We start from the raw sequence: 19,336 nt of genomic DNA on the forward strand, positions 1-19,336 counted from the left end.
TGGAATGTATAGTGTTCACTCCGCCTTGTCCCAGGAGAGTTGAGCATGTCCACCTCGTTGTCGCCGCGCAGCGTGCTGTTCGTTCCTGCCTCTCGCCCTGAGCTGTTCGACAAGGCATTGGCCAGCGGTGCCGACCGAATCATCATCGATCTGGAGGACGCGGTCGATGAGTCGGGCAAGTCCAGCGCTCGCCGGTCGATCGAACTCTGGAGCGAGACCCACCCCGATGCGCGCTTCCTGGTCAGGATCAACGCGCCGAGCCATCCCGCCTTCTACGAAGACCTGCGGCTTTGCCGCCGGGTCGAGGGGGTCGAGCGGGTCATGGTGCCCAAGTGCGAGAGCGCGGATGCGCTGCGCCAGGCCGCGCTGGCCGGCAAGCCGCTATGGGCGCTGGTCGAGACCGCCCGGGGCATCGCCGCACTGGACGCGATGGCGGCGGTCGAGGGGCTCGAACGTTTCGCTCTCGGCGAGCTCGATCTCGCCACTGACCTTGGCCTGGCACGCGGTAGCCAAGGCGCACGGAGGGTGATCGACCAGCTGCGCGTCGCCCTGCTGATCGCTTCGCGGGCCAACCGATGCCAGCCGCCGATGGCCGCCGTGTCGCCGGCGATCGACGACCTGGAGCGGCTCGAGGCCCACGCCCGCGAAGCCGAGGAGATGGGCTTCGCCGGTATGCTCTGCATCCATCCCCGCCAGCTGGCGGTGGCCGAGCGCTGGTTCGCACCGAGCGAACGGCGGCTCGCCTGGGCCCGGCGGGTGGTCGAGCGCGCGGCAGGAGGCGAGGCGGTGTTCGAGCTCGAAGGCGAGATGGTCGACCTGCCGGTGATCGAGGCGGCGCGCCGGCTGCTCGCAAGGGCCTAGGGCGTGCCCTGCACGAGCTACTCTCCCTCCGGCTCCCGGCGGGTCGCCAGCAGGGTGCGCAGCGGCAGTTCGTCCTTGACGATCGGCGATTTGATCACGATGTAGCTGAAGTACTTCTCTATTCCGATGTCCTTGTCGATCAGCGCCTCGATCACCTGCTGATAGCGGGCGATGCTGCTGGTGAGAAAGCGCAGCAGGTAGTCGTAGCCGCCGCTGACAAGGTGGCATTCGAGCAGCTCGTCGACCTGGCGGATGTTCTGTTCGAAGCGCATGAAGTCTTCGCGCCGATGGTCCGAAAGCGTCACTTCGGTGAATATCGTCACGCTGTCGGTGATCTTGGCCAGATTGATCCTCGCCTGGAACGAGGTGATGTAGCCCGCTGCCTCCAGTCGCTTCACCCGCTGCAGGCATGGGCTGGGCGAGAGTCCGACGGCGTCGGCCAGGCTGACGTTGGTCATCCTTCCGTCGCGTTGCAGTTGGACCAGGATGTTGATGTCGATACGGTCGAGTTTGACGGCGATGCCCATGATGAAGAGACCTCCTTGACGCCTACTGGTGCGCGCGCAGCGAGGAAGGACCTCCATCCGCCGTTCGATGCGCGAAGAGCGTCTCATCGGCGGCCTTCCATGCGTACCGCCACGGACATTGTCTTTGATCTCGCGGGAGTCGTATGCGCGGCTCTCTCCCCAGGGGGAGCGCGATTCAGCCTGTGGAGAGACGATGAGTCAGACGATATCAGAACGCAAGGCGTTCTGGTGGGCTCTGATGAACGCGCCCAGGGAAACGAAATCCCGTTTCGAATCAATCGTCTCAGCTGAGGAGGTACGCAGGATGCGACGATACCCCGCAGCACCCTGCGGCGGTGGGCCCGCGCACAGCAGCAGCAGTGCGGGATCGGCGCAGAATGCCTTGATCCGCGCCCTTGCGGCGATAAAGCTTCCGGTGGTCAGGCGCTCTTCGGCCGCGAGCCCGAGCCTTTGGTCGAAGGCGGCGAACTCCGCCGCGTCCAAGGTGGTGACCACCCGCAGCCGGTAGAACTTGCGCAGATACTGAAGCGCCCCCGGCGAGTCCTCGTAGAGCGAGCCGACGCCCAAGCGGCTGGCGAACTCGATGCTCTGCTGCCAGCTCGGCGACAGCGCCCATCGATCGGCCAGCGTACGGTGGACGAAGCAGTGCGCGGAGACCGAGTCCATCTCCTCGTCGGCCACCGAGGTGAGCGCCTCGACGTAGTCGGCGATCACCCGGCTCGGCGGCGGCGGGTCTTCGAGCTGCTCGAGCAGCGGCGAAAGCCCGCGCAGGATCGCGCTGTCGCGATCGATCAGCACGCCGTGAGCATCGATGCAGAGGGTTTGGTAGTCGGTCAGGCGCATGCCGTTCTCCTCCAGATACGACGACGCTCGCGATGGCTCGCGAGCGCCGTATCCTGGTCAAGACAAGTCGAGTCGTACCGCCACGGTCAGGCGATGTCGAGCGCGCGATCGAGGATCGTCAGGGCCTCGTCGATCTGCGCATCGGTGGTGGTCAGCGGGGCGAGGAAGCGAATCACGTTACGCTGTACGCCACACTTGATCACCAGCAGGCCCGCTTCGCAACAGCGCTCGATCACCCCCTGGGTCAGCTCGGCGTCGGCGCTGCGCTTGGCATCGTCCTTGACCAGCTCGATCGCGCACATGGGGCCGAGCCCGCGCACCTCGCCGATCGCCGCATGGCGTGCCTGGAGCTGGCGCAGTCCGGCGTCGAGCCGCTCGCCCATCGCCTGTCCACGCTCGATCAAGCGCTCATGATCGAACAGCTCGAGCACCGCCAGCGCCGCGGCGCAAGCCAGCGGGTTGCCGCCATAGGTGCCGCCGAGCCCGCCCGGAAGCGGCGCGTCCATCATCTCGGCGCGACCGACGACGCCGGAGATCGGCATACCGCCGGCGAGGCTCTTGGCCACCGTGACCAGGTCCGGCTGGATGCCCGAGTGCTGGAAGCCGAACAGCTTGCCGGTACGGCCGAAGCCGGTCTGGATCTCATCGGCGATCAGGACGATGCCGTGACGCCTGGTCAGTTCGCGCAGCGCCTGGAGGAACTCCACCGGCGCGGGCAGGAAGCCGCCGTCGCCCTGTACCGGTTCGATGATGATCGCGGCGACCCGGTCGGCGGCGATCTCGGTGGCGAACAGCGTCTCCAGCGCATCGAGCGCATCGACGCTGCCGATCCCGCGGAAGGCGTTGGGGTAGGGGGTATGGAACACTTCCCCGGCGAACGGACCGAAGTTCTGGCGATAGGGCTGGCTCATCCCGGTCAGCGTGGCGCCGAGCAGGGTGCGGCCGTGGAAGCCGCCATTGAAGGCGATCACCCCAGGGCGCCCGGTGTGGGCGCGGGCGATCTTGACTGCGTTTTCCACCGCTTCCGCGCCGCTGGTGAAGAACACGCTCTTGTAGGGCTCGGTGCCGCCGACCAGCTGGTTGAGCCGCTCGGCGAGCTCGATGTAGGGCGTGTAGGCGGCGACCTGGAAACTCATGTGGGTGACGCGTTCGAGCTGTTCGCGCACCGCGGCGACCACCTTGGGATGGTTGTGGCCGACGTTGAGCACTCCGATGCCGCCGACGAAGTCGAGATAGCGTTTGCCATCGACGTCCCATACCTCGCTGCCGAGCGCTTTGTCGATCACCAGCGGATGCGCGTTGATCACGCCTCGTGGAATCGCACGCTCACGCTTGCGCAGCCAGGGTTGGGAAGGACTGACATCGGTATTCATCTTGGGCTCCTGAGCAAAAGGGGGTGACCGTAGAGAGGCGGCGACCGTGATACCAGGGTAAGTCCGCGTCGCGATCAGGTGCTGTCGTGTTGCCGCTTCCTGCATCCCATTAGGGCTGAATTCACCCTCGCAAACGGCATAAATCACTTCAGCGCCGCTGGCCGCGCAATCTATCTCGAGAGCGCCGGATAGGCTGCGGATCGGCGGTAGCGGGAATGTTTTTCAGCACTTCATGCGTCGTGAATCCGGCTAGCATGGAGCTTTCCTTCAGCGATGCGCGAGGCCGTCATGGTTCTTCTCTACAAAGGCGATATCGAGCGTGGGCGCGAATGGCGCGCGCTGTTCGCCCGCCATGCCGCGGATATCGAGGTGCGCCTGTGGCCCGATGTCGGCGACCCGAACGAGATCCGCTACCTGCTGGCGTGGATGCCGCCGGAGGACATCGCCGAGCGGTTTCCAGCATTGGAGGCGGTGTTCGCCACCTCGGCCGGGGTCGATCAATTCGACATCACCCGGCTGCCGGCGAAGCTGCCGCTGGTGCGTATGCTCGATCCCGGCATCGAACAGGGCATGCGCGAGTACGCAAGCTTCGCCACGCTCTACCTGCACCGCCTGATCCCTTTCTACCAGCGCCAGCAGACGCAGCGGCGCTGGTCGCCCCAGCGGCTGGTGCCAGCGGCGCGCCGGCGTGTCGGCATCATGGGCCTCGGCCGGCTCGGCGCGAGCGTCGCCGAGCAGCTGCGCGGGCTCGGTTTCAGCGTTCGCGGCTGGTCGCGCTCGCCGCGAGAGCTCGAAGGCGTGCACTGCTACGCAGGCGAGCAGGCTTTGCCTGAGTTTCTCGCCGATACCGATATCCTGATCTGCCTGCTGCCGTTGACCGACGCCACCCGCGGGATACTCGACGCTCGCTTGTTCCGCGCGCTGCCTGAAGGGGCGGCTTTGATCAACATGGGGCGCGGCGCGCATCTGGTCGAGGACGACCTGATCGAAGCGCTGGACAGCGGCCGGCTCAGCGGCGCGGTGCTCGACGTGCTCAACGAGGAGCCCCCGCCCGATGACCACCCGTTCTGGGCCCGCGAAGAGATTTTACTCACCCCGCACATCGCGGCGATGACCCTTCCTGACAGCGCCTTTCCGGTGCTGCTCGACAATCTTCGCCGGCATCAGCGCGGAGAACCGATGCGGGGTACCGTCGACCGCGGCAGCGGTTACTGAGCGGCTCGACCTCGAGGACGAGCGGCACCGCCATACCGATGGACATGGCGCATCACTCGGCAGGCGGCGCCAGCAGGGCATGCGGCGCCGCCAAGCTTCGCGCTCAGAGATACTTGAGCCAGGCGATGTCGCGGCGACGGGCCTTGAACGAGGCGAAGGCGCACACCGGATAATAGAGCGCCACGGCCAGCGCTATGGTGGTCGCCCAGACCATCCACATGGCGTCGAAGCCGAAGTACTCGCCCTGGTTGGCGCCCCAGACGCCGACGGCGCCTAGATAGAGCACCTTGAGCACGTAGAGGTGGAGCAGATAGAAGAACATCGGTGCCGCGCCGAACGTGACCAGCTGGGCGATCGGCCAGCCAAGCGTGCCGCTGCCCTGGGCGCGTTCTTGCAGTTGTTCGAACCAGCGCAGCAGCAGTGCTCCGATGCCGAGCGTGAGCATGATGAACAAAAGCGAGGGCGGATATTTGGTGATGTTGAAAAAGCTCATCAGCGTCGAGAGCGCGCTCTGGTGCACCGTCCAGGGCGCGTCGCCGTAGACGTTGATCGCGCGCAGCACGACGAAGCCGAGGATCAGTGCGCAGCCGCCCAGCAGCAAGGCCCGCTTGCGTCGCTCGGGCTTCACCTTCGCGCCGAACAGCGGCCCCAGCGCGTAGCCGAGCGCGATGACGCCGATCCAGGGCAGCAGCGGATAGGAGGTGCGCAGCCGCAGGGTGTCGGCGGCTTCGATCCAACCGCGGTCGTGCAGGATGGCCCAGGGGACGTTCAGCAGGTGGCCGGGAGGGAAGTGCACCCCGTCGAGCAGGTTGTGACCGGCGACGATCGCGATGCCGATGGCCGCCACCGCGGCGCGGGGCAGCCAGACCAGGGCGGAGAGCGCGATCATGCTCAGGCCGATGGCCCAGATGACCTGCAGGTAGACCGTGCTGGGCGGGAATTGGAAGGTCCAGGCGAAGTTCACCAGGGTGACTTCCAACAGCACCAGGAAGAGCCCGCGCTTGAATAGAAAGGCCGATACCGCCGCACGTCCGTTGCCGGGCTTGGATGCGTAGAGATAGGCCGAAAGGCCGGTCAGGAAGACGAAGACCGGGGCGCAGACATGGCTGAGCATGCGGCTGAAGAACAAGTCGGGCGTCGTCTTGTCGACGACCATCGGGTCCAGTACCTGGGCGTGCAGGAAGAAGGTTTCACGCACGTGGTCCAGCAGCATGAAGACGATCACCAGGCCGCGCAGGGCGTCGATCGACTTAAGCCGCGTCGAGGCTCGCGTGGCGCTTTTGGCAGCGCTGCTGGCGTGGGTGGTGATCGAAGGCGAAGCGGAGGAGATTCTCATTTCAGCGTCCGGTGTGTTGTCCGAGAAGGCGCGCGATGATCCTCGGGAACGCCGCTACCCGTGGGTTTCGCCTCATGGGATTCGTTGTTCGAAATGCCGGTGCTTGGTGCCTGTTCGGCTGAAACCGGGTCTCGGGGGCTACCCCCGAGACCGGCCGATGGGCCTTGCGTTCACAGCCCGCCGATGTGAAATGCCTTGTTCTCGAGATACTCATCCAACCCGTACTTGGAGCCTTCGCGACCGAGGCCCGACTGCTTGACCCCGCCGAACGGGGCGACCTCCATCGACACCGAGCCGGTGTTGAGCCCGACCATGCCGAATTCGAGCGCCTCAGCGACCCGCCAGGCGCGTTTCATCCCGCCGGTGAAGAAGTAGGCGGCCAGGCCGAAGGGGGTCGCATTGGCGATCGCGACCGCCTCTTCCTCGGCATCGAAGCGGATGATCGGCGCCACCGGGCCGAAAGTCTCCTCGTTGCAGATCAGCATGCCGGTATCGACACCGGTGAGCAGGGTCGGGGCGACGAACTGGTCCTCGCCTTTGGGGGTACCGCCGATCACCGCGCTTGCGCCCTTGGACAGCGCGTCATCGACGTGCCGGGCGACTTTCTCCACTGCCGCATGGTTGATCAGCGGACCGAGCTGGACACCCGGTTCGAAGCCCGCGCCGCATTTGAGGCTGGCGATCTCCTCTTTGAGCCGCGCGACGAAGCGGTCGTGAATGCCGCTCTGCACCAGGATGCGGTTGGCGCAGACGCAGGTTTGCCCGGCATTGCGGAACTTGCTCACCATCGCGCCCGCTACCGCGAGCTCGAGATCGGCGTCGTCGAATACGATCAAGGGGGCGTTGCCGCCGAGCTCCAGGCTCAGGCGCTTGATGTCGTCCGCGCTCTGGCGCATCAGCAGACGGCCGACCTGGGTGGAGCCGGTGAACGACAGTTTGCGTACGGTGGGATTGCCGGTGAGCTCGGCGCCGATGCCCTGCGGCAGCCCGGTGACCACGTTGAAGACGCCGGGCGGGAAGCCGGCGCGATCGGCGAGCTCGGCCAGCGCCAGCGCCGACAGCGGGGTCAGCTCTGAGGGCTTGATCACGATCGGGCAGCCGGCGGCGAGGGCCGGGGCGCACTTGCGGGTGATCATCGCATTGGGGAAGTTCCACGGCGTGATCGCGGCGACGACCCCGACCGGCTGCTTGAGCACCAGGATCCGCCGATCGCTGCTCGGCGATGGAATGGTGTCGCCATAGACGCGGCGCGCCTCCTCGGCGAACCATTTGACGAACGACGCGCCGTAGCGGATCTCACCGCGCGCCTCGTTCAGCGGCTTGCCCTGCTCGAGGGTCATCAGCGTCGCCAGGTCGTCGAGGTGCTCGAGGATCAGCGCGTGCCAGCGCTCGAGCAGCATCGCGCGTTCGGCGGCCGGTCGCGCGCGCCAGGCCGGCCACGCGGCCTCGGCGGCCTCGATCGCACGGCGGGTCTCGACCGCTTGCAGTGCGGCGATCGCGGCGATCGGTCGATTGCTGGCGGGGTCGATCACCTCGAGGGTGGCGCCGTCGTCGGCGTCGCACCATTCGCCGCCGATGAAGGCTTGGGTGCGCAGCAGCCCGGTATCGGCCAGGCGTTCGAGAGGGAAATCGGGATGGGTCATGATGGTCTTCCTGCTGGGTCGGTGCAGAGGGTTTCAGTGAGCGGCCAAAGCGGACTTGCGCGAAACGGCGAGCCGGCGAGCCGCAAGGCCGCGATCGGTATGCGTATTCATGCCAGGGCTTCCAGCGAATCGGTGAAGCTCGGGCGCGACTCGAGCCAGCCGCGCCTGAGTTCTGGCACCGAGCCGATCAGCCGCTGGGTGTAGGAGTGCTGCGGATTCTGGATCACTTCGCGGCAAGGGCCCTGTTCGACGCAGCGCCCCTGGAACAGCACCATCACCTCGTCGCACAGGGCGCGAACGGTGGAGATGTCGTGGCTGATGAACAGGTAGGAGACGCCGAGTTCGCGCCGCAGCTCGACCAGCAGCTCGAGGATCGCCGCACCGACCACGGTGTCGAGTGCCGAGGTGACCTCGTCGCAGAGCAGCAGGTCGGGCTTGGCGGCGAGCGCCCGGGCGAGGTTGACGCGCTGTTTCTGGCCGCCCGAAAGCTCACCGGGACGCCTCTTGAGCAGCGCCTGGGGCAGCTTGACCAGGTCCATCAGCTCGGCCACCCGGCGCTTGCGTTCACGGCCATCGAGCTCGAAATAGGTATCCAGCGGACGCGTCAGGATGCGCTCGATGCTGTGCGAGGGGTTGAGCGCGTTGTCGGCGCTCTGGAACACCATCTGGATACGGCGGAACTGATCCGGCGTGCGGCCCTTGAGCGTCGGCGTCAGCTCGCGGCGGTCGAACTGCACCGCGCCTCGCGATGGGCCGATCAGTCCGGCGACGGCGCGGGCCAGCGTCGACTTGCCCGAGCCGGACTCGCCGATCACGCCGAGCGCCCGGCCGCGGGCGAGATTGAGCTGGATGTGGTCGAGCACTACTTTGGCCGGTACGCCATCGGCATCGCGCGCGCCGTAGCCGACCTGCAGGTCGTCGATGCGCAAAAGCTCCGCGCCCGGCGTGGTCGGTGGCGGGGAGAGCTTCTGGTCGGGGCGGGCGGCCTCGAGCAGGCTCCGGGTATAGGGGTGGGCGGGATGCTCGAGGATCTGGTCGATCTCTCCCTGCTCCTGGATCTCGCCGCCGTTGAGCACCAGCACGCGATCGGCCATCTGGGCGACCACGGCGAGGTCGTGGGAGACGTAGATCGCAGTGGTGCCGCGCTCGCGCACCACGCGCTTGAACGCGCGCAGCACCTCGATCTGGGTGGTCACGTCGAGCGCGGTGGTCGGCTCGTCGAGGATCACCAGCGCCGGATCGGTGATCAGCGCCATCGCCGCCATCAGTCGCTGCAGCTGGCCGCCGGAGACCTGGTGCGGGTAACGCGCGCCGATGCTGTCCGGGTCCGGCAGCGCCAGCTCACGGAACAGCCCGACCGCCTTGGCCTCGGCCTCCTCGCGGCTCATTACCTTGTGGATCAGCGCGGCTTCGATCACCTGCTCCATCAGGGTCTTGGCCGGATTGAACGAGGCCGCTGCGCTCTGTGCGATGTAGGCCACGCGGTGGCCACGCAGGTCGCGTAGCTCCTTCGCCGGCAGCTTCAGCACCTCGGTTGCGCCGAGCCGCACGCTGCCGCCCGAGATCCGGCAGCCGCGCCGGGCATAGCCGAGCAGGGAGAGCGCAATCGTGGTCTTGCCCGAGCCGGATTCGCCGATCAGCGCCAGCACTTCCCCTGCGGCCAGCGAGAAGCCGATCCGTTTGACGATCTCGACCTCTTCCCCGGCGGAATTGACCGCGGTGACCAGCAGGTCTTGCACTTCGATGGGTTCGCCGAGCATGGGTCAGTCTCCCTGTTGGCCGCGGCTTGCGGAGAGGCTGTCGATCAGCAGGTTGGCACCGATGGTGAGCGTGCCGATCGCGACCGCCGGGGCGATCACCGCCAGCGCCCCTTCGCTCAGGCCGCCGATGTTCTCGCGCACCAGCGAGCCGAGATCCGCGATCGGTGGCTGCACGCCGAGGCCGAGGAAGCTCATTCCGCTGAGCAGCAGGACGATGAACACGAAGCGCATGCCCATGTCGGCGAGCACCGGGTGAATCATGTTCGGCAGCAGTTCGGCCCAGGCGATGTAGAGCCGGCCCTCTCCACGGGTACGCGCCACCTGGACGTACTCGAGGGTGGTGAGGTTGGCCGCCAGGCTTCTCGAAATGCGAAACGCACCGGGGGCATAGCTGAGCACCGCGGTGATGATCAGCAGCGGGATCGAGGCGCCGAAGGCGGAGACCATCACCAGCGCAAGCATCTTGCTCGGAATCGAGATCAGCGCATCGTTGAGCCGGCTGACCGTCTCGTCGAGCCACTTGGGCGCGAGGGCGGCGAGAATCCCGAGGCTTGCGCCGATCGAGCTCGCCAGCAGCGCGGCGATCAGTGCCAGGCCCACGGTGTAGCGCGCACCGGTGAGGATCCGGCTGAGCATGTCCCGGCCGAGGTAATCGGTACCGAGCGGGAAGGCCGCGCTCGCGCCGGCGAACATGTCGTCGCCGACCAGCGCACCGACCGGGTGCGGGGCGAGCATCGGGCCGAAGATCGCCACCAGTATCCAGAAGCCGAACAGGCTCGCGCCGATCCAGCGCATGGCGTGGCGCGGCGCGCGGTTGCGTCGGCTGGGCGAGGCGACGGGCAGCTGACTGCCCGCCGCGCGGGGGGAGTTTGCTTGGCTCATCAGGTTCTCAGCCTCGGGTTGGAGAGGATCGCACAGAGATCGGCGGCGATGACCAGTACCAGGTAGGCGCTGCAGAACAGCATTGCGCAGGCCTGTACCAGCGCCAGGTCGCGGTTGGCGACGGCGTCGACCATCAGGCTCGCGATACCGGGGTAGTTGAAGATCGTCTCGACGATGATCACCCCGCCGAGCAGGTAGGAAAGGCTCAGCGCCACCGCGTTGGCGATCGGACCGAGCGAGTTGGGCAGCGCGTGGCGCAGCACCCGCCGCAGCGGGCCTACGCCCTTGAGCTGGGCCATCTCGATGTAGGGGCTGTCGAGCTGGTCGATCAGGGCGGCGCGGGTCATCCGCGCCATCTGGGCGATCAGCACGCAGCAAAGCGTCAGCACCGGCATCGCGTAGATGCGCATGAAGTCGCCGATGTTCTCGACGCTCGAGACGTAGGAGAGCGCCGGCAGCCAGCCGAGGTGGACGGCGAAGATCAGCACCGCGATGGTCGCGACCAGGAATTCAGGCACCGCCACCATCGACAGGGTGAAGACGTTGAGCACCCGGTCGATCGCGCCGCCGCGGCGCATCGCCGAGATGATCCCCAGCGCCAGCGCGATCGGCACCGAGACCGCGGTAGTGACGCCGGCGAGGATCAGCGAGTTGGGCAGCCGGCCGGCCATCAGCGTGGAGACCGGCAAGGCGTTGCTCACCGACTGGCCGAGATCGCCGCTGACCAGGCCGATCAGCCAGTTGAAGTAGCGCAGCAGCGCCGGCTGGTCGAGGCCGAGCTGGGTGCGCAGCGCGGCGACCTGTTCGGGGGTGGCGAACTGGCCGAGGATCTGCTGGGCGGCGTCGCCCGGCAGTAATGAAGTGATCGCGAAGATCACCAGCGAGACGATCAGCAGGGTCAGCACCCCGGAGGCGAGCCGACCGAGCAGCAGACGCAGGATAGGATTACGCATGGCAGGGCTCCTGAGTGGCCTCTGACGGGGCGCCCGTACGACGGGCGCCCCGCGGGGACGAACGATGGACTAGCGTCGGCCTCAGGCTTCCCACCAGACGTGCTCGGGGAACGAATAGCCCATGAACCCACCGAGTGGGATCGAGCGCTCGTAGCCCTTGAGCCTCGTGTCGTAGCCGTCGATGTCGCTGATGAACACCGGGATGCCGATCCCCGCATGGTCATGGATCAGCGTCTGCATGTCGGCGTACATCTGCATGCGCTTGGCTTCGTCCGGCTCCTGGCGCGAGAGCACCAGCAGCTGGTCGAACTGCTCGTTCTGCCAGCCCGACTCGTTCCACGGCGCGCTCGATTGGAAGAACTGCGAGAGCAGGATATTGGCGGTCGGCCGCGGGTTGATGTTGCCGAAGCCGAGCGGGTGCTTCATCCAATGGTTCGACCAGTAGCCGTCCGAGGGCACCCGGTTGACGGTCAGGTTGAGGCCTGCCTGCTGCGCGGACTGCTGGAGCAGCACCGCCATGTCCTCGGAGCCATTGGCCGCCGGTGAGGCGACGATCGGCAGCCTGGCACCCTGGACGCCCGCCTTGGCGAGCAGCGCGCGGGCGCGCTCCGGGTCGTACTCACGCTGCGGCAGGCCGTCGAAGTAGTAGCGATTGCTCTGGGCGATCGGCTGGTCGTTGGCGATCTCGGCGTAGTTGCGAAATACCGCGCGCTTGATCTGCTCGCGGTCGAACAGGTACTTCATCGCCTCGACGAATTCGGGCCGGCTGGTCGGCTCCTGGTCGACGCGCATCACCAGGTCGCTGTAGTTGCCCGAGTTGCTCGCCTTGATCGCATGGGCGCCGGAGTTCTCCACCCGCGACGCGGAGCGGCCGCTGACGTTGTTGACCAGCTGCACGTCGCCGGAGAGCAGCGCGTTGACCCGCGAGGATTCGTCGCCGATCCCGACCATTTCGATCTCGTCGAGATAGGGGCGGCCTTCCTTCCAGTAGTTTTCGTTGCGCACCGCCACCGAACGCACGCCGGGATTGAACTCCTGGCAGCGGAAAGGACCGGTGCCGATCCCCTTGGTGAAATCCGTGGTGCCGGCCTGCACGATCATCATGTGCGATACCGCGAGGATCGAGGGCAGCTCGACGTTGGGCGAGCTCAGCACGATCCGCACCTGGCGGTCACCTACTGCCTCCACGGTGGAGATCTGCTCGGCCAGCGACATCACCTTGGAGCCGGTGTTCGGGTCCTTGTGACGGCCGAGCGAGAAGATCACGTCCGCGGGCTCGAGCGACTTGCCGTCGTGGAAGGTGACCCCTGAGCGCAGGGTGAACAGCCAGGTCGTGCCGCCGTCGGTGGTTTCGAAGTGCTCGGCCAGCGCAGGCTGGGGCGTGAGCGTTTCATCGAACACGGTCAGGCCGTTGTAGAACGTCGCATGGCGGACATAGTCGATCGCGGTCGCGCCCAGGGCGGGGTCGAGGGTATCCGAGGTCGAGGCCGAGTGAGCGGCCACCCGGATGCGGCCGCCGCGGGTGGGGGTGCCCGCGGGTTCGGCGGCATAGCCGAGGCCGCTGCCGAACATCGAGCCCGCGCTCGCGGCGAACAGGCCAGCGGCGCCGAGGGCCTTCAATGCGTCGCGTCGCGACAGGCCACGGTGCATCGCTTCGAACAGCCGAGTGCTTTGTTCTGGGCCGATCAGCCCGGGAATGGAGTTCTTGTGGTCGGTCATTCGGCTTCTCCGTCGTGCGTTGGGATTTTTGTAGTGCCTGGAGGCAGCTTTATCGGCTGGGCGGTGTCGTTAGTGGAGGCGGTCCTGCAGTCGATACCAAGCGCCGACCAGCGGCAGGAACCAGGGCTTGCCGAAGTGGCCTGGAATCGCTGGCCAATCGAAATCCGCCCAGGGGTTGGCGTCGGCGGCGCCCAGCAGCGTGGCGGCCATTCTCTCGCCCATGTGCACCGACATCTGCACGCCGTGACCGCTATAGCCCATCGAATGGTACAGGCCGTCATGGCTGCCGGCGCGTGGTAGCCGGTCGCGGGTCATGTCGACCAGACCGCCCCAGCAGTAGTCGAGCTTCACCCCCGCCAGTTCCGGGAAGGTCGCCTCGAGCCCGGCGCGCAGCAGCGCACCGCTCTTGGCATCCGAGCGGACATTGGACATGGCGAAGCGGGCCCGGCCACCGAACAGCAGGCGGTCGTCCGGGGTGACCCGGAAGTAGTGCCCGATGATCCGGCTGGTGACGTAGGCGCGCCGCTTCGGCAGCAGCCGATCCAGCCGTTCGCGATCGAGCGGCTCGGTGACCACGATGAAGCTGCCGACCGGCGCCATGCGGCGGCGATACCACTGGAGCGGGCCGGTCTGCGAGGCGCCGGTACTGATCAGCACCTGCTTGGCTTCTATCTCTCCGCGCGCGGTGGCGATGCGCACGCCGCTCGCGCGGCGGTCGATCGCGCTGACCGCCGCGTGCTCGAAGATGCTGGCCCCGTGGCGCGCCGCCGCAGTGGCCAGGCCGACACCGAAGCGGCCCATATGCATCTGGCCGCCGTTGCGCTGCAGCAGGCCGCCGTGGAACAGCGGCGAGGCGACCTCCTCACCGATCCGCGAGGCGGGGATCATCTCCACGTCGCGATCCACGTCCTGGCGAATCAGCTCGCAGGTGCGCGCCAGCTGCTCGTAATGCGCAGGCTTGGCCGCCAGCTTGAGCTTGCCGTGCCTGAGGAAGTTGCAGTCGATGCGTTCGTCGCGAATCACCCGCTCGACGCTCTCCACCGCATCGGCATAGGCCCGGTAGCAGCGCTGCGCGCGATCGCGGCCGAGTCGCGCGACCAAGGCGCCATAGTCCTGGGCGACGCCAGTGTTGCACTGGCCGCCGTTGCGCCCCGAGGCCTCGCCGATGATTCGGCCGGCCTCGAACAGTGCCACCGAGGCACCGGCGCGGGACAATGTCCGCGCCGCGGAGAGCCCGGTGAAGCCGCCGCCGACCACCGCGACATCGAAGCGGCCTTCGGGCGGCGCGCTCTCGGCATGCTCGAAGGGTGGGGCGGTATCGAGCCAGTAGGATTCGAATTTCACCGTTGAAGCTCCCCGGAATGGATCAGAGGCCCACCAGCGCAGGCAGGCCGCGGATGTCGGCGATCTCGGTGGCACCGTAGCCGGGCGCATAGGGTTCATGGCTGCGGGCGACGAAGGCCTTGTCCTTGATTCCCATGAAGTGCGCCGACATCAGGTCGTAGCGGAAGCTCGAGGAGACGTGGAGCAAGTCTTCCGGATTGCAGCCGAGGGTGTCGATCATCGCCTCGAAGGCGGTCAGCCGAGGCTTGTAGACCTTGAAGGTGTCGGCGGTGAAGACCTTGTGGAATGGCACCTCGAGCTTGGCGACGTTGGACATGATCTGATCGTCGCAGGCGTTGGAGTAGATCACCAGCGGGATCTTGCCTGCGATCTTCGACAGGCCCTCGATCACGTCGGGATGCGGGCCCCAGGTCGGTACCGCATCGTAGTAGCGCTGGCCGTCGGCATCGATGTAGTCGATGCCCCAGCGCTTGCAGGTGCGCTCGAGCGCGCCCTTGACCACCTCGACGTAAGGCTTCCACGGGCCCAGCACCTCATCGAACCGATAGGCGCTGAAATCGCGGATGAAGCGCTCCATCCGCGCCGGCTCAGGGATCCGTTCGGCGAAGAGCTCACGCGTCATCGTCGCCATCTGGAAGTTGGTCAGCGTGCCGTAGCAGTCGAAGGTGATGAACTTCGGACGCATGATCTCGCTCATGAGGGTGTTGTTCCTTTGTTTTATCGAGTGGTCGAGTGGTCATGGAGGTGGAAGGCTGAATCGCGCCCATGGGTCCATTACAGCATCGCGGCTTTGGAGCAGGACGCTGAAAGCGCGGCTGGTGCGGAACAAAAAGCTTTTTTCCCTGGCCGGGGCAGCAGGAGGTGCGGCTGGGACGAATGGCGATTGGCCGCCTCGCCGTCGCTTCCACCGCCCGGCGGGTCACATCATCTTCGGCTGGCGTATCTCGCTGCCGTCGCTGAAACGCTCGAGCCTGAAGGCGGCGGGGTCGACGATCGGAGTATCGGATACCGCCAGGTCGGCGATCAGCCGTCCCGCGCCCGGGCCGATGCCGAAGCCGTGGCCGCTGAAGCCCGAGGCGATGATGAACCCCGGCAGCTGGTCCACCGGCGAGATCACCGGAATGATGTCCGGCGTGCTATCGATCAGCCCGCCCCAGGCTCGCTCCGCCTTGATCCCGGCCAGTGCCGGGTATTCGCGTACCAGTGAGGTCAGCGCCTCCTCGACCATTTGCTGGTCCGGACGAGGATCGAGCACCCGATGGCGCTCGAACGGCGAGACGGCGTCGAGCGCCCAGCTGCCGAGCGCCTCGGGGCCGGAGAAGAACGAAGGGCCGACCCGGTACTTGAGCTTCGCCAGGCGGCTCTTGAAAGCGACCCGGAACTTGGGTGCGTGACGCAGCCCCTGCGGAGTCAGTTCGAATCGTCCGCGGCCCGAGATCGAGAGCGAATAGGCGCCGTCGAGGCGCCTTCTCAGGGCGAAGCCAGGGGTCGCCAGCCCGCCGGAGATGACCTCCGCGGCTGCGGTGGTCTTCAATGCGGTACCGATCACGTTCAAATTCGGCAGGTCGATGCCGTGCCGCCGGCAGAAGCGTGAGCTCCAGGCGCCGCCGGCGCAGACCACTTTCTGTGCCTTGATCAGGCCGCGTTCGGTCCAGACCCCGGTGACCTTGCCGGCGCTGATGTCCAGCCCGCGCACCGCGCAGTTCTGATGGACGAAGGCGCCGAGATCCCGCGCCGCCGCCGCGAGCGCGGGGCTCGCCAGCGAAGGCTCAGCGCGTCCGTCGCTGGGCGACCACAGCCCGCCGAGCCAGTCGCTGGTGCTGCCGGGAGTGCGCTGCTTGGCTTCGCTGGAGGAGAGCATGTGGCTGACGAAGCCATAGGCACGGGCCTTGTCGATCCAGGCTTCCCAGGTCGCGAGTTCCGCGGCCTTGGTGCTGGCGTAGACCAGCCCGGAGCGGCGAAAGCCGAGCTCGCGCCCGGTCTCCGGGCCGAGCTCCTCCCAGCGCCGAAGGCTGTAGATCGACAGTGGCAGCTCAGGGAAGTCGCGGTTCTGCTGCCGGCACCAGCCCCAGTTGCGGCTCGACTGCTCCGCGCCGATCCGGCCCTTCTCCAAGAGCGCCACCGAGACCCCCTTGCGCGCCAGTTCATAGGCCGCCGCGGTCCCGACGATCCCACCGCCGATCACCACCACGTCGACGCTCTGCGCAAAGGTGGCGCTATCGCGAACGGCTTCTACATGGGCCCCCATTTTTCCACTCCTGTTGTTCGGTTGTTGTGGTCAGGCTGCCAGCGACGCATCCCGCGCGCGCCGGCGCGCTAGCTCGCGGCGATGTCGATCAGCACGCTTTTGTAGCGCAGATTGGCCAGGTAGGCCTCGCGGCCGAGGTCCTTGCCGATGCCGGAGCGCTTGTAGCCGCCGGTCGGCAGGATGTAGTCGTCGCTGCGCCCGTAGCGGTTGATCCACACCGTGCCGGCTTCGATCCGGCGCACCGCGCGCAGCGCGCGGCCCAGATCGGCGGTGTGGACACCGGCGGCGAGGCCGTAGGTTTCGTGCTCGGCCAGGGTAAAGGCCTCTTCCTCGTCGTCGAACGCCTGGATGCTCAGCACCGGGCCGAAAATCTCCTCGCGCACCGCTGGGTTCTCGGCATCGTTCACCGCCAGCAGGGTCGGGCGATAGTAGTGGCCGCCCTCGATCGCGTCGCAGACGCCGCCACCGCTCAGGCACTGCGCGCCGGCGGCGCGGGCACGCGTGACGATCTGGTCGATTCGTTCGAGCTGGCGGGCGGAGACGATCGGCGCGAGGGTGGTGCCGCTTTCCCAGGTGCGGCCAGGGCGCAGTGCGTCGAACAGCCGTCCGATCCGCTCGACCACCGGCTCGAGCAGCGCGCGCTCGACCAGCAGTCGCGAGCCGGCGACGCAGACCTGGCCCGCGTTGGCGGTGATCGACGCCGCTACGGTACGAATGGTGCGATCGAGATCCACCGCGTCGGCGAACACCAACTGCGGGCTCTTGCCGCCGAGCTCGAGCGTCGCGGCCTTCGGCCCCGACTGCGCGCAGGCCTGCATGATCGCGCTGCCGGTAGCGGTCGAGCCGGTGAAGGTCACCTTGCCGATCTTCGGGTGGCGACACAGCGCATCGCCTGTGGTCGGGCCGTCGCCCTGGATGACGTTGAGGATGCCGGGCGGAATACCGGCCTCGACCGCGAGCTGCGCCAGCCTCACCGCAGAGAAGGGCGTGAGTTCGGAGGGCTTGAGCACCACTGCGTTGCCGGCGGCGAGCGCGGGACCGACTTTCCAGCAGGTCTGGCTGAGCGGGAAGTTCCACGGCACGATCGCGCCGATCACCCCGATCGGTTCGGCGACCTGCATGCCGAAGCTGTCGCGTGCGGTGGCGGCCACTTCTCCGCCGTGCTTGTCGGCGAACTCAGCGAAGAAACGGATGCCCTCGGCGGTGTAGGGCACGTCCCAACTGATCGCCTGGTCGATCGGCCGGGTCGAACCGAGCGCTTCGAGCGCCGCCAAGCGCTCGGTCTCGGCCTCGACCAGATCGGCCCAGCGGCGCATCGCCCGCGCGCGTTCGCGCGGCGGCCGGCTGGCCCAGTCGGAGCGCTTGAAAGCGCGCCAGGCACTTTCCACCGCTTCGTCGACCAGCGTGGCATCGCCGAGCGGGAGCCCGGCGTAGACCGCTCCGTCGGAGGGCCGGGCGATATCCAGCACCGCAGCGGCAGGGCGCAGCCGGCCATCGATGAAGTGGGCGCTCGGGACCTGGATGTCGGCGGGGTCGAAACTGGGCATGGGGAGACTCGTTGGGTGACGGTGGTCGATGACTTCCATGCTAGGGAGTTTTCCCCGGCACAGGGTGCCGAGCTTGGTGCCGCCCAGCGCAAATGATGCGTTCCTGGCGCGCGGTTTCATCCGAATCTGCCGAATTCGCGCGTCCTGGGCCTGGGCGGTGGCAAATGCCGGTGGCGGATGCCTAGAGTAGGCGTCCTCCGGAACGACATGGAAATCGTCTAGATGTCCTCGCCCGATGCTTGCTCTAGTCTCGCGCTGCACCCGTTCGCCGCCGCCGATCTCGACGCCGCCCACCAGCTCTCCCTGGCACTCGCCTGGCCGCACCGGCGCGAGGATTGGGCGCAGCTGCTGCGGGCGGGCGAGGGGCTTGCCTTGGTCGACGGCGAGCGGCTGGTCGGCACCGCCTTCTGCCTCTCGCAGGGGCGCTGCGCGAGCGTCGGGCTGGTGATCGTCGCCGACGATCACCAGGGTCGTGGGCTGGGGCGGCGGCTGATGCAGGAGGCGCTGGCGCTCGCGGGTTCCCGTACCGCGCTGCTGGTGGCCACCGAGGCCGGCGCGCCGCTGTATCGCAAGCTCGGCTTCGAGCGGGTCGGAGACGTTCACCAGCACCAGGGCGAGGCGCTTCCTCAGGCGAGCGCCGCGCTCGGTACCAACGGCCTGCGCAGGCTAGAAAAGGCCGATCGCCACGCGCTCGAGCAGCTCGCCGAGGCCGGCAGTGGCCATTGCCGCGCGCCAGTGCTCGGAGTCGCGCTCGACGCCGCCAACGCGGCCGTCGGCATCGAGCGCGACGGCCGATTGGTCGCCTTCGCCCTGCGGCGGCCCTTCGGCCGTGGCGAATCGATCGGGCCGATCTATGCTGAAAACCAGGATCAGGCCGAGCGCCTGGTCGATGCGCTGCTCGAAGACGCAGCCCAGCGCTTCATGCGCCTGGACGCGATCGACGATGCCTTCGACCCCGACTGGCTGGCGGCCCGCGGGCTCGTGCGCGTCGACAGCCCGATCCGGATGGTGCGCGGCGAGGCCCCGAGTCCGAGCGGTGCGACCCGGCAGTTCGGGATGATCACCCAGGCGATGGGATAGCGCAT

16 protein-coding genes are annotated in these 19,336 nt (G+C 67.3%); 3 read left to right on the forward strand and 13 right to left on the reverse strand.

Translation table 11 applies throughout. The features are described 5' to 3' along the window. Nucleotides 1-45: 45 nt before the first annotated feature. Nucleotides 46-861, forward strand: coding sequence for an HpcH/HpaI aldolase/citrate lyase family protein (locus Q376_RS0107670; RefSeq protein WP_027349827.1), 816 nt, complete (start codon nt 46-48; stop codon nt 859-861). Between the two features lie 17 nt (nt 862-878). On the opposite strand, the gene Q376_RS0107675 is transcribed toward Q376_RS0107670, so the two are convergent. The 3 genes from Q376_RS0107675 to gabT all read right to left on the reverse strand — a co-directional run bounded on the left by Q376_RS0107675 (nt 879) and on the right by gabT (nt 3,604). Next, on the reverse strand, nt 879-1,388 hold the full coding sequence (locus Q376_RS0107675) for an Lrp/AsnC family transcriptional regulator (RefSeq protein ID WP_027349828.1): 510 nt from the start codon (nt 1,386-1,388) through the stop codon (nt 879-881). 198 nt (nt 1,389-1,586) lie between these two features. Then, a complete protein-coding gene (locus Q376_RS21805) occupies nt 1,587-2,231 on the reverse strand; it encodes a hypothetical protein (RefSeq protein WP_052365052.1) in 645 nt (214 codons plus the stop codon). Nucleotides 2,232-2,317: 86 nt separating this feature from the next. Beyond that, the gene (gene gabT / locus Q376_RS0107685) at nt 2,318-3,604 is read right to left on the reverse strand and encodes a 4-aminobutyrate--2-oxoglutarate transaminase (protein WP_027349829.1); all 1,287 of its coding nucleotides are present in this window, start codon (nt 3,602-3,604) and stop codon (nt 2,318-2,320) included. Nucleotides 3,605-3,892: 288 nt separating this feature from the next. Here gabT and Q376_RS0107690 point away from each other — a divergent pair, with 288 nt between their 5' ends. Then, complete coding sequence (locus Q376_RS0107690; RefSeq protein ID WP_027349830.1) at nt 3,893-4,819, forward strand: 2-hydroxyacid dehydrogenase; 927 nt, start codon at nt 3,893-3,895, stop codon at nt 4,817-4,819. A 103-nt stretch (nt 4,820-4,922) separates the two neighbouring features. Here Q376_RS0107690 and Q376_RS0107695 read toward each other — a convergent pair whose 3' ends face one another. The 10 genes from Q376_RS0107695 to Q376_RS0107740 all read right to left on the reverse strand — a co-directional run bounded on the left by Q376_RS0107695 (nt 4,923) and on the right by Q376_RS0107740 (nt 18,251). Further along, nucleotides 4,923-6,155, reverse strand: coding sequence for an acetyltransferase domain-containing protein (locus Q376_RS0107695; RefSeq protein ID WP_081803447.1), 1,233 nt, complete (start codon nt 6,153-6,155; stop codon nt 4,923-4,925). A 170-nt stretch (nt 6,156-6,325) separates the two neighbouring features. Continuing rightward, on the reverse strand, nt 6,326-7,798 hold the full coding sequence (locus Q376_RS0107700; RefSeq protein ID WP_043446767.1) for an NAD-dependent succinate-semialdehyde dehydrogenase: 1,473 nt from the start codon (nt 7,796-7,798) through the stop codon (nt 6,326-6,328). A 107-nt stretch (nt 7,799-7,905) separates the two neighbouring features. After that, nucleotides 7,906-9,558: an ABC transporter ATP-binding protein gene (locus Q376_RS21810; protein ID WP_043446770.1), complete on the reverse strand. Its 1,653-nt coding sequence runs from the start codon at nt 9,556-9,558 to the stop codon at nt 7,906-7,908. Between the two features lie 3 nt (nt 9,559-9,561). Next, nucleotides 9,562-10,440, reverse strand: a complete 879-nt coding sequence (locus Q376_RS0107710; protein ID WP_027349833.1) for an ABC transporter permease — start codon at nt 10,438-10,440, stop codon at nt 9,562-9,564. Next, nucleotides 10,440-11,393, reverse strand: coding sequence for an ABC transporter permease (locus Q376_RS0107715; RefSeq protein WP_027349834.1), 954 nt, complete (start codon nt 11,391-11,393; stop codon nt 10,440-10,442). The genes Q376_RS0107710 and Q376_RS0107715 overlap by 1 nt, the downstream gene beginning before the upstream one ends. Before the next feature lie 81 nt (nt 11,394-11,474). Continuing rightward, a complete protein-coding gene (locus Q376_RS0107720) occupies nt 11,475-13,112 on the reverse strand; it encodes an ABC transporter substrate-binding protein (protein ID WP_027349835.1) in 1,638 nt (545 codons plus the stop codon). Nucleotides 13,113-13,181: 69 nt separating this feature from the next. Beyond that, nucleotides 13,182-14,456: an NAD(P)/FAD-dependent oxidoreductase gene (locus Q376_RS0107725; protein ID WP_027349836.1), complete on the reverse strand. Its 1,275-nt coding sequence runs from the start codon at nt 14,454-14,456 to the stop codon at nt 13,182-13,184. Nucleotides 14,457-14,478: 22 nt separating this feature from the next. Next, nucleotides 14,479-15,153, reverse strand: a complete 675-nt coding sequence (locus Q376_RS0107730; RefSeq protein ID WP_027349837.1) for a haloacid dehalogenase type II — start codon at nt 15,151-15,153, stop codon at nt 14,479-14,481. Between the two features lie 222 nt (nt 15,154-15,375). Further along, the gene (locus Q376_RS0107735; RefSeq protein ID WP_027349838.1) at nt 15,376-16,704 is read right to left on the reverse strand and encodes an NAD(P)/FAD-dependent oxidoreductase; all 1,329 of its coding nucleotides are present in this window, start codon (nt 16,702-16,704) and stop codon (nt 15,376-15,378) included. 68 nt (nt 16,705-16,772) lie between these two features. Beyond that, nucleotides 16,773-18,251 carry an aldehyde dehydrogenase family protein gene (locus Q376_RS0107740; RefSeq protein WP_027349839.1) on the reverse strand — a complete coding sequence of 493 codons (1,479 nt, stop codon included), beginning with the start codon at nt 18,249-18,251 and terminating at the stop codon, nt 16,773-16,775. 222 nt (nt 18,252-18,473) lie between these two features. On the opposite strand from Q376_RS0107740, the gene Q376_RS0107745 reads away from it, so the two are divergent. Then, nucleotides 18,474-19,331: a GNAT family N-acetyltransferase gene (locus Q376_RS0107745; protein WP_052365053.1), complete on the forward strand. Its 858-nt coding sequence runs from the start codon at nt 18,474-18,476 to the stop codon at nt 19,329-19,331. The last annotated feature ends 5 nt before the right edge of the window (nt 19,332-19,336 follow it).

It is taken from the genome of Halotalea alkalilenta DSM 17697 (genome assembly GCF_000621205.1).
In the GTDB taxonomy this organism is placed as follows: Bacteria; Pseudomonadota; Gammaproteobacteria; order Pseudomonadales; family Halomonadaceae; genus Halotalea; species Halotalea alkalilenta.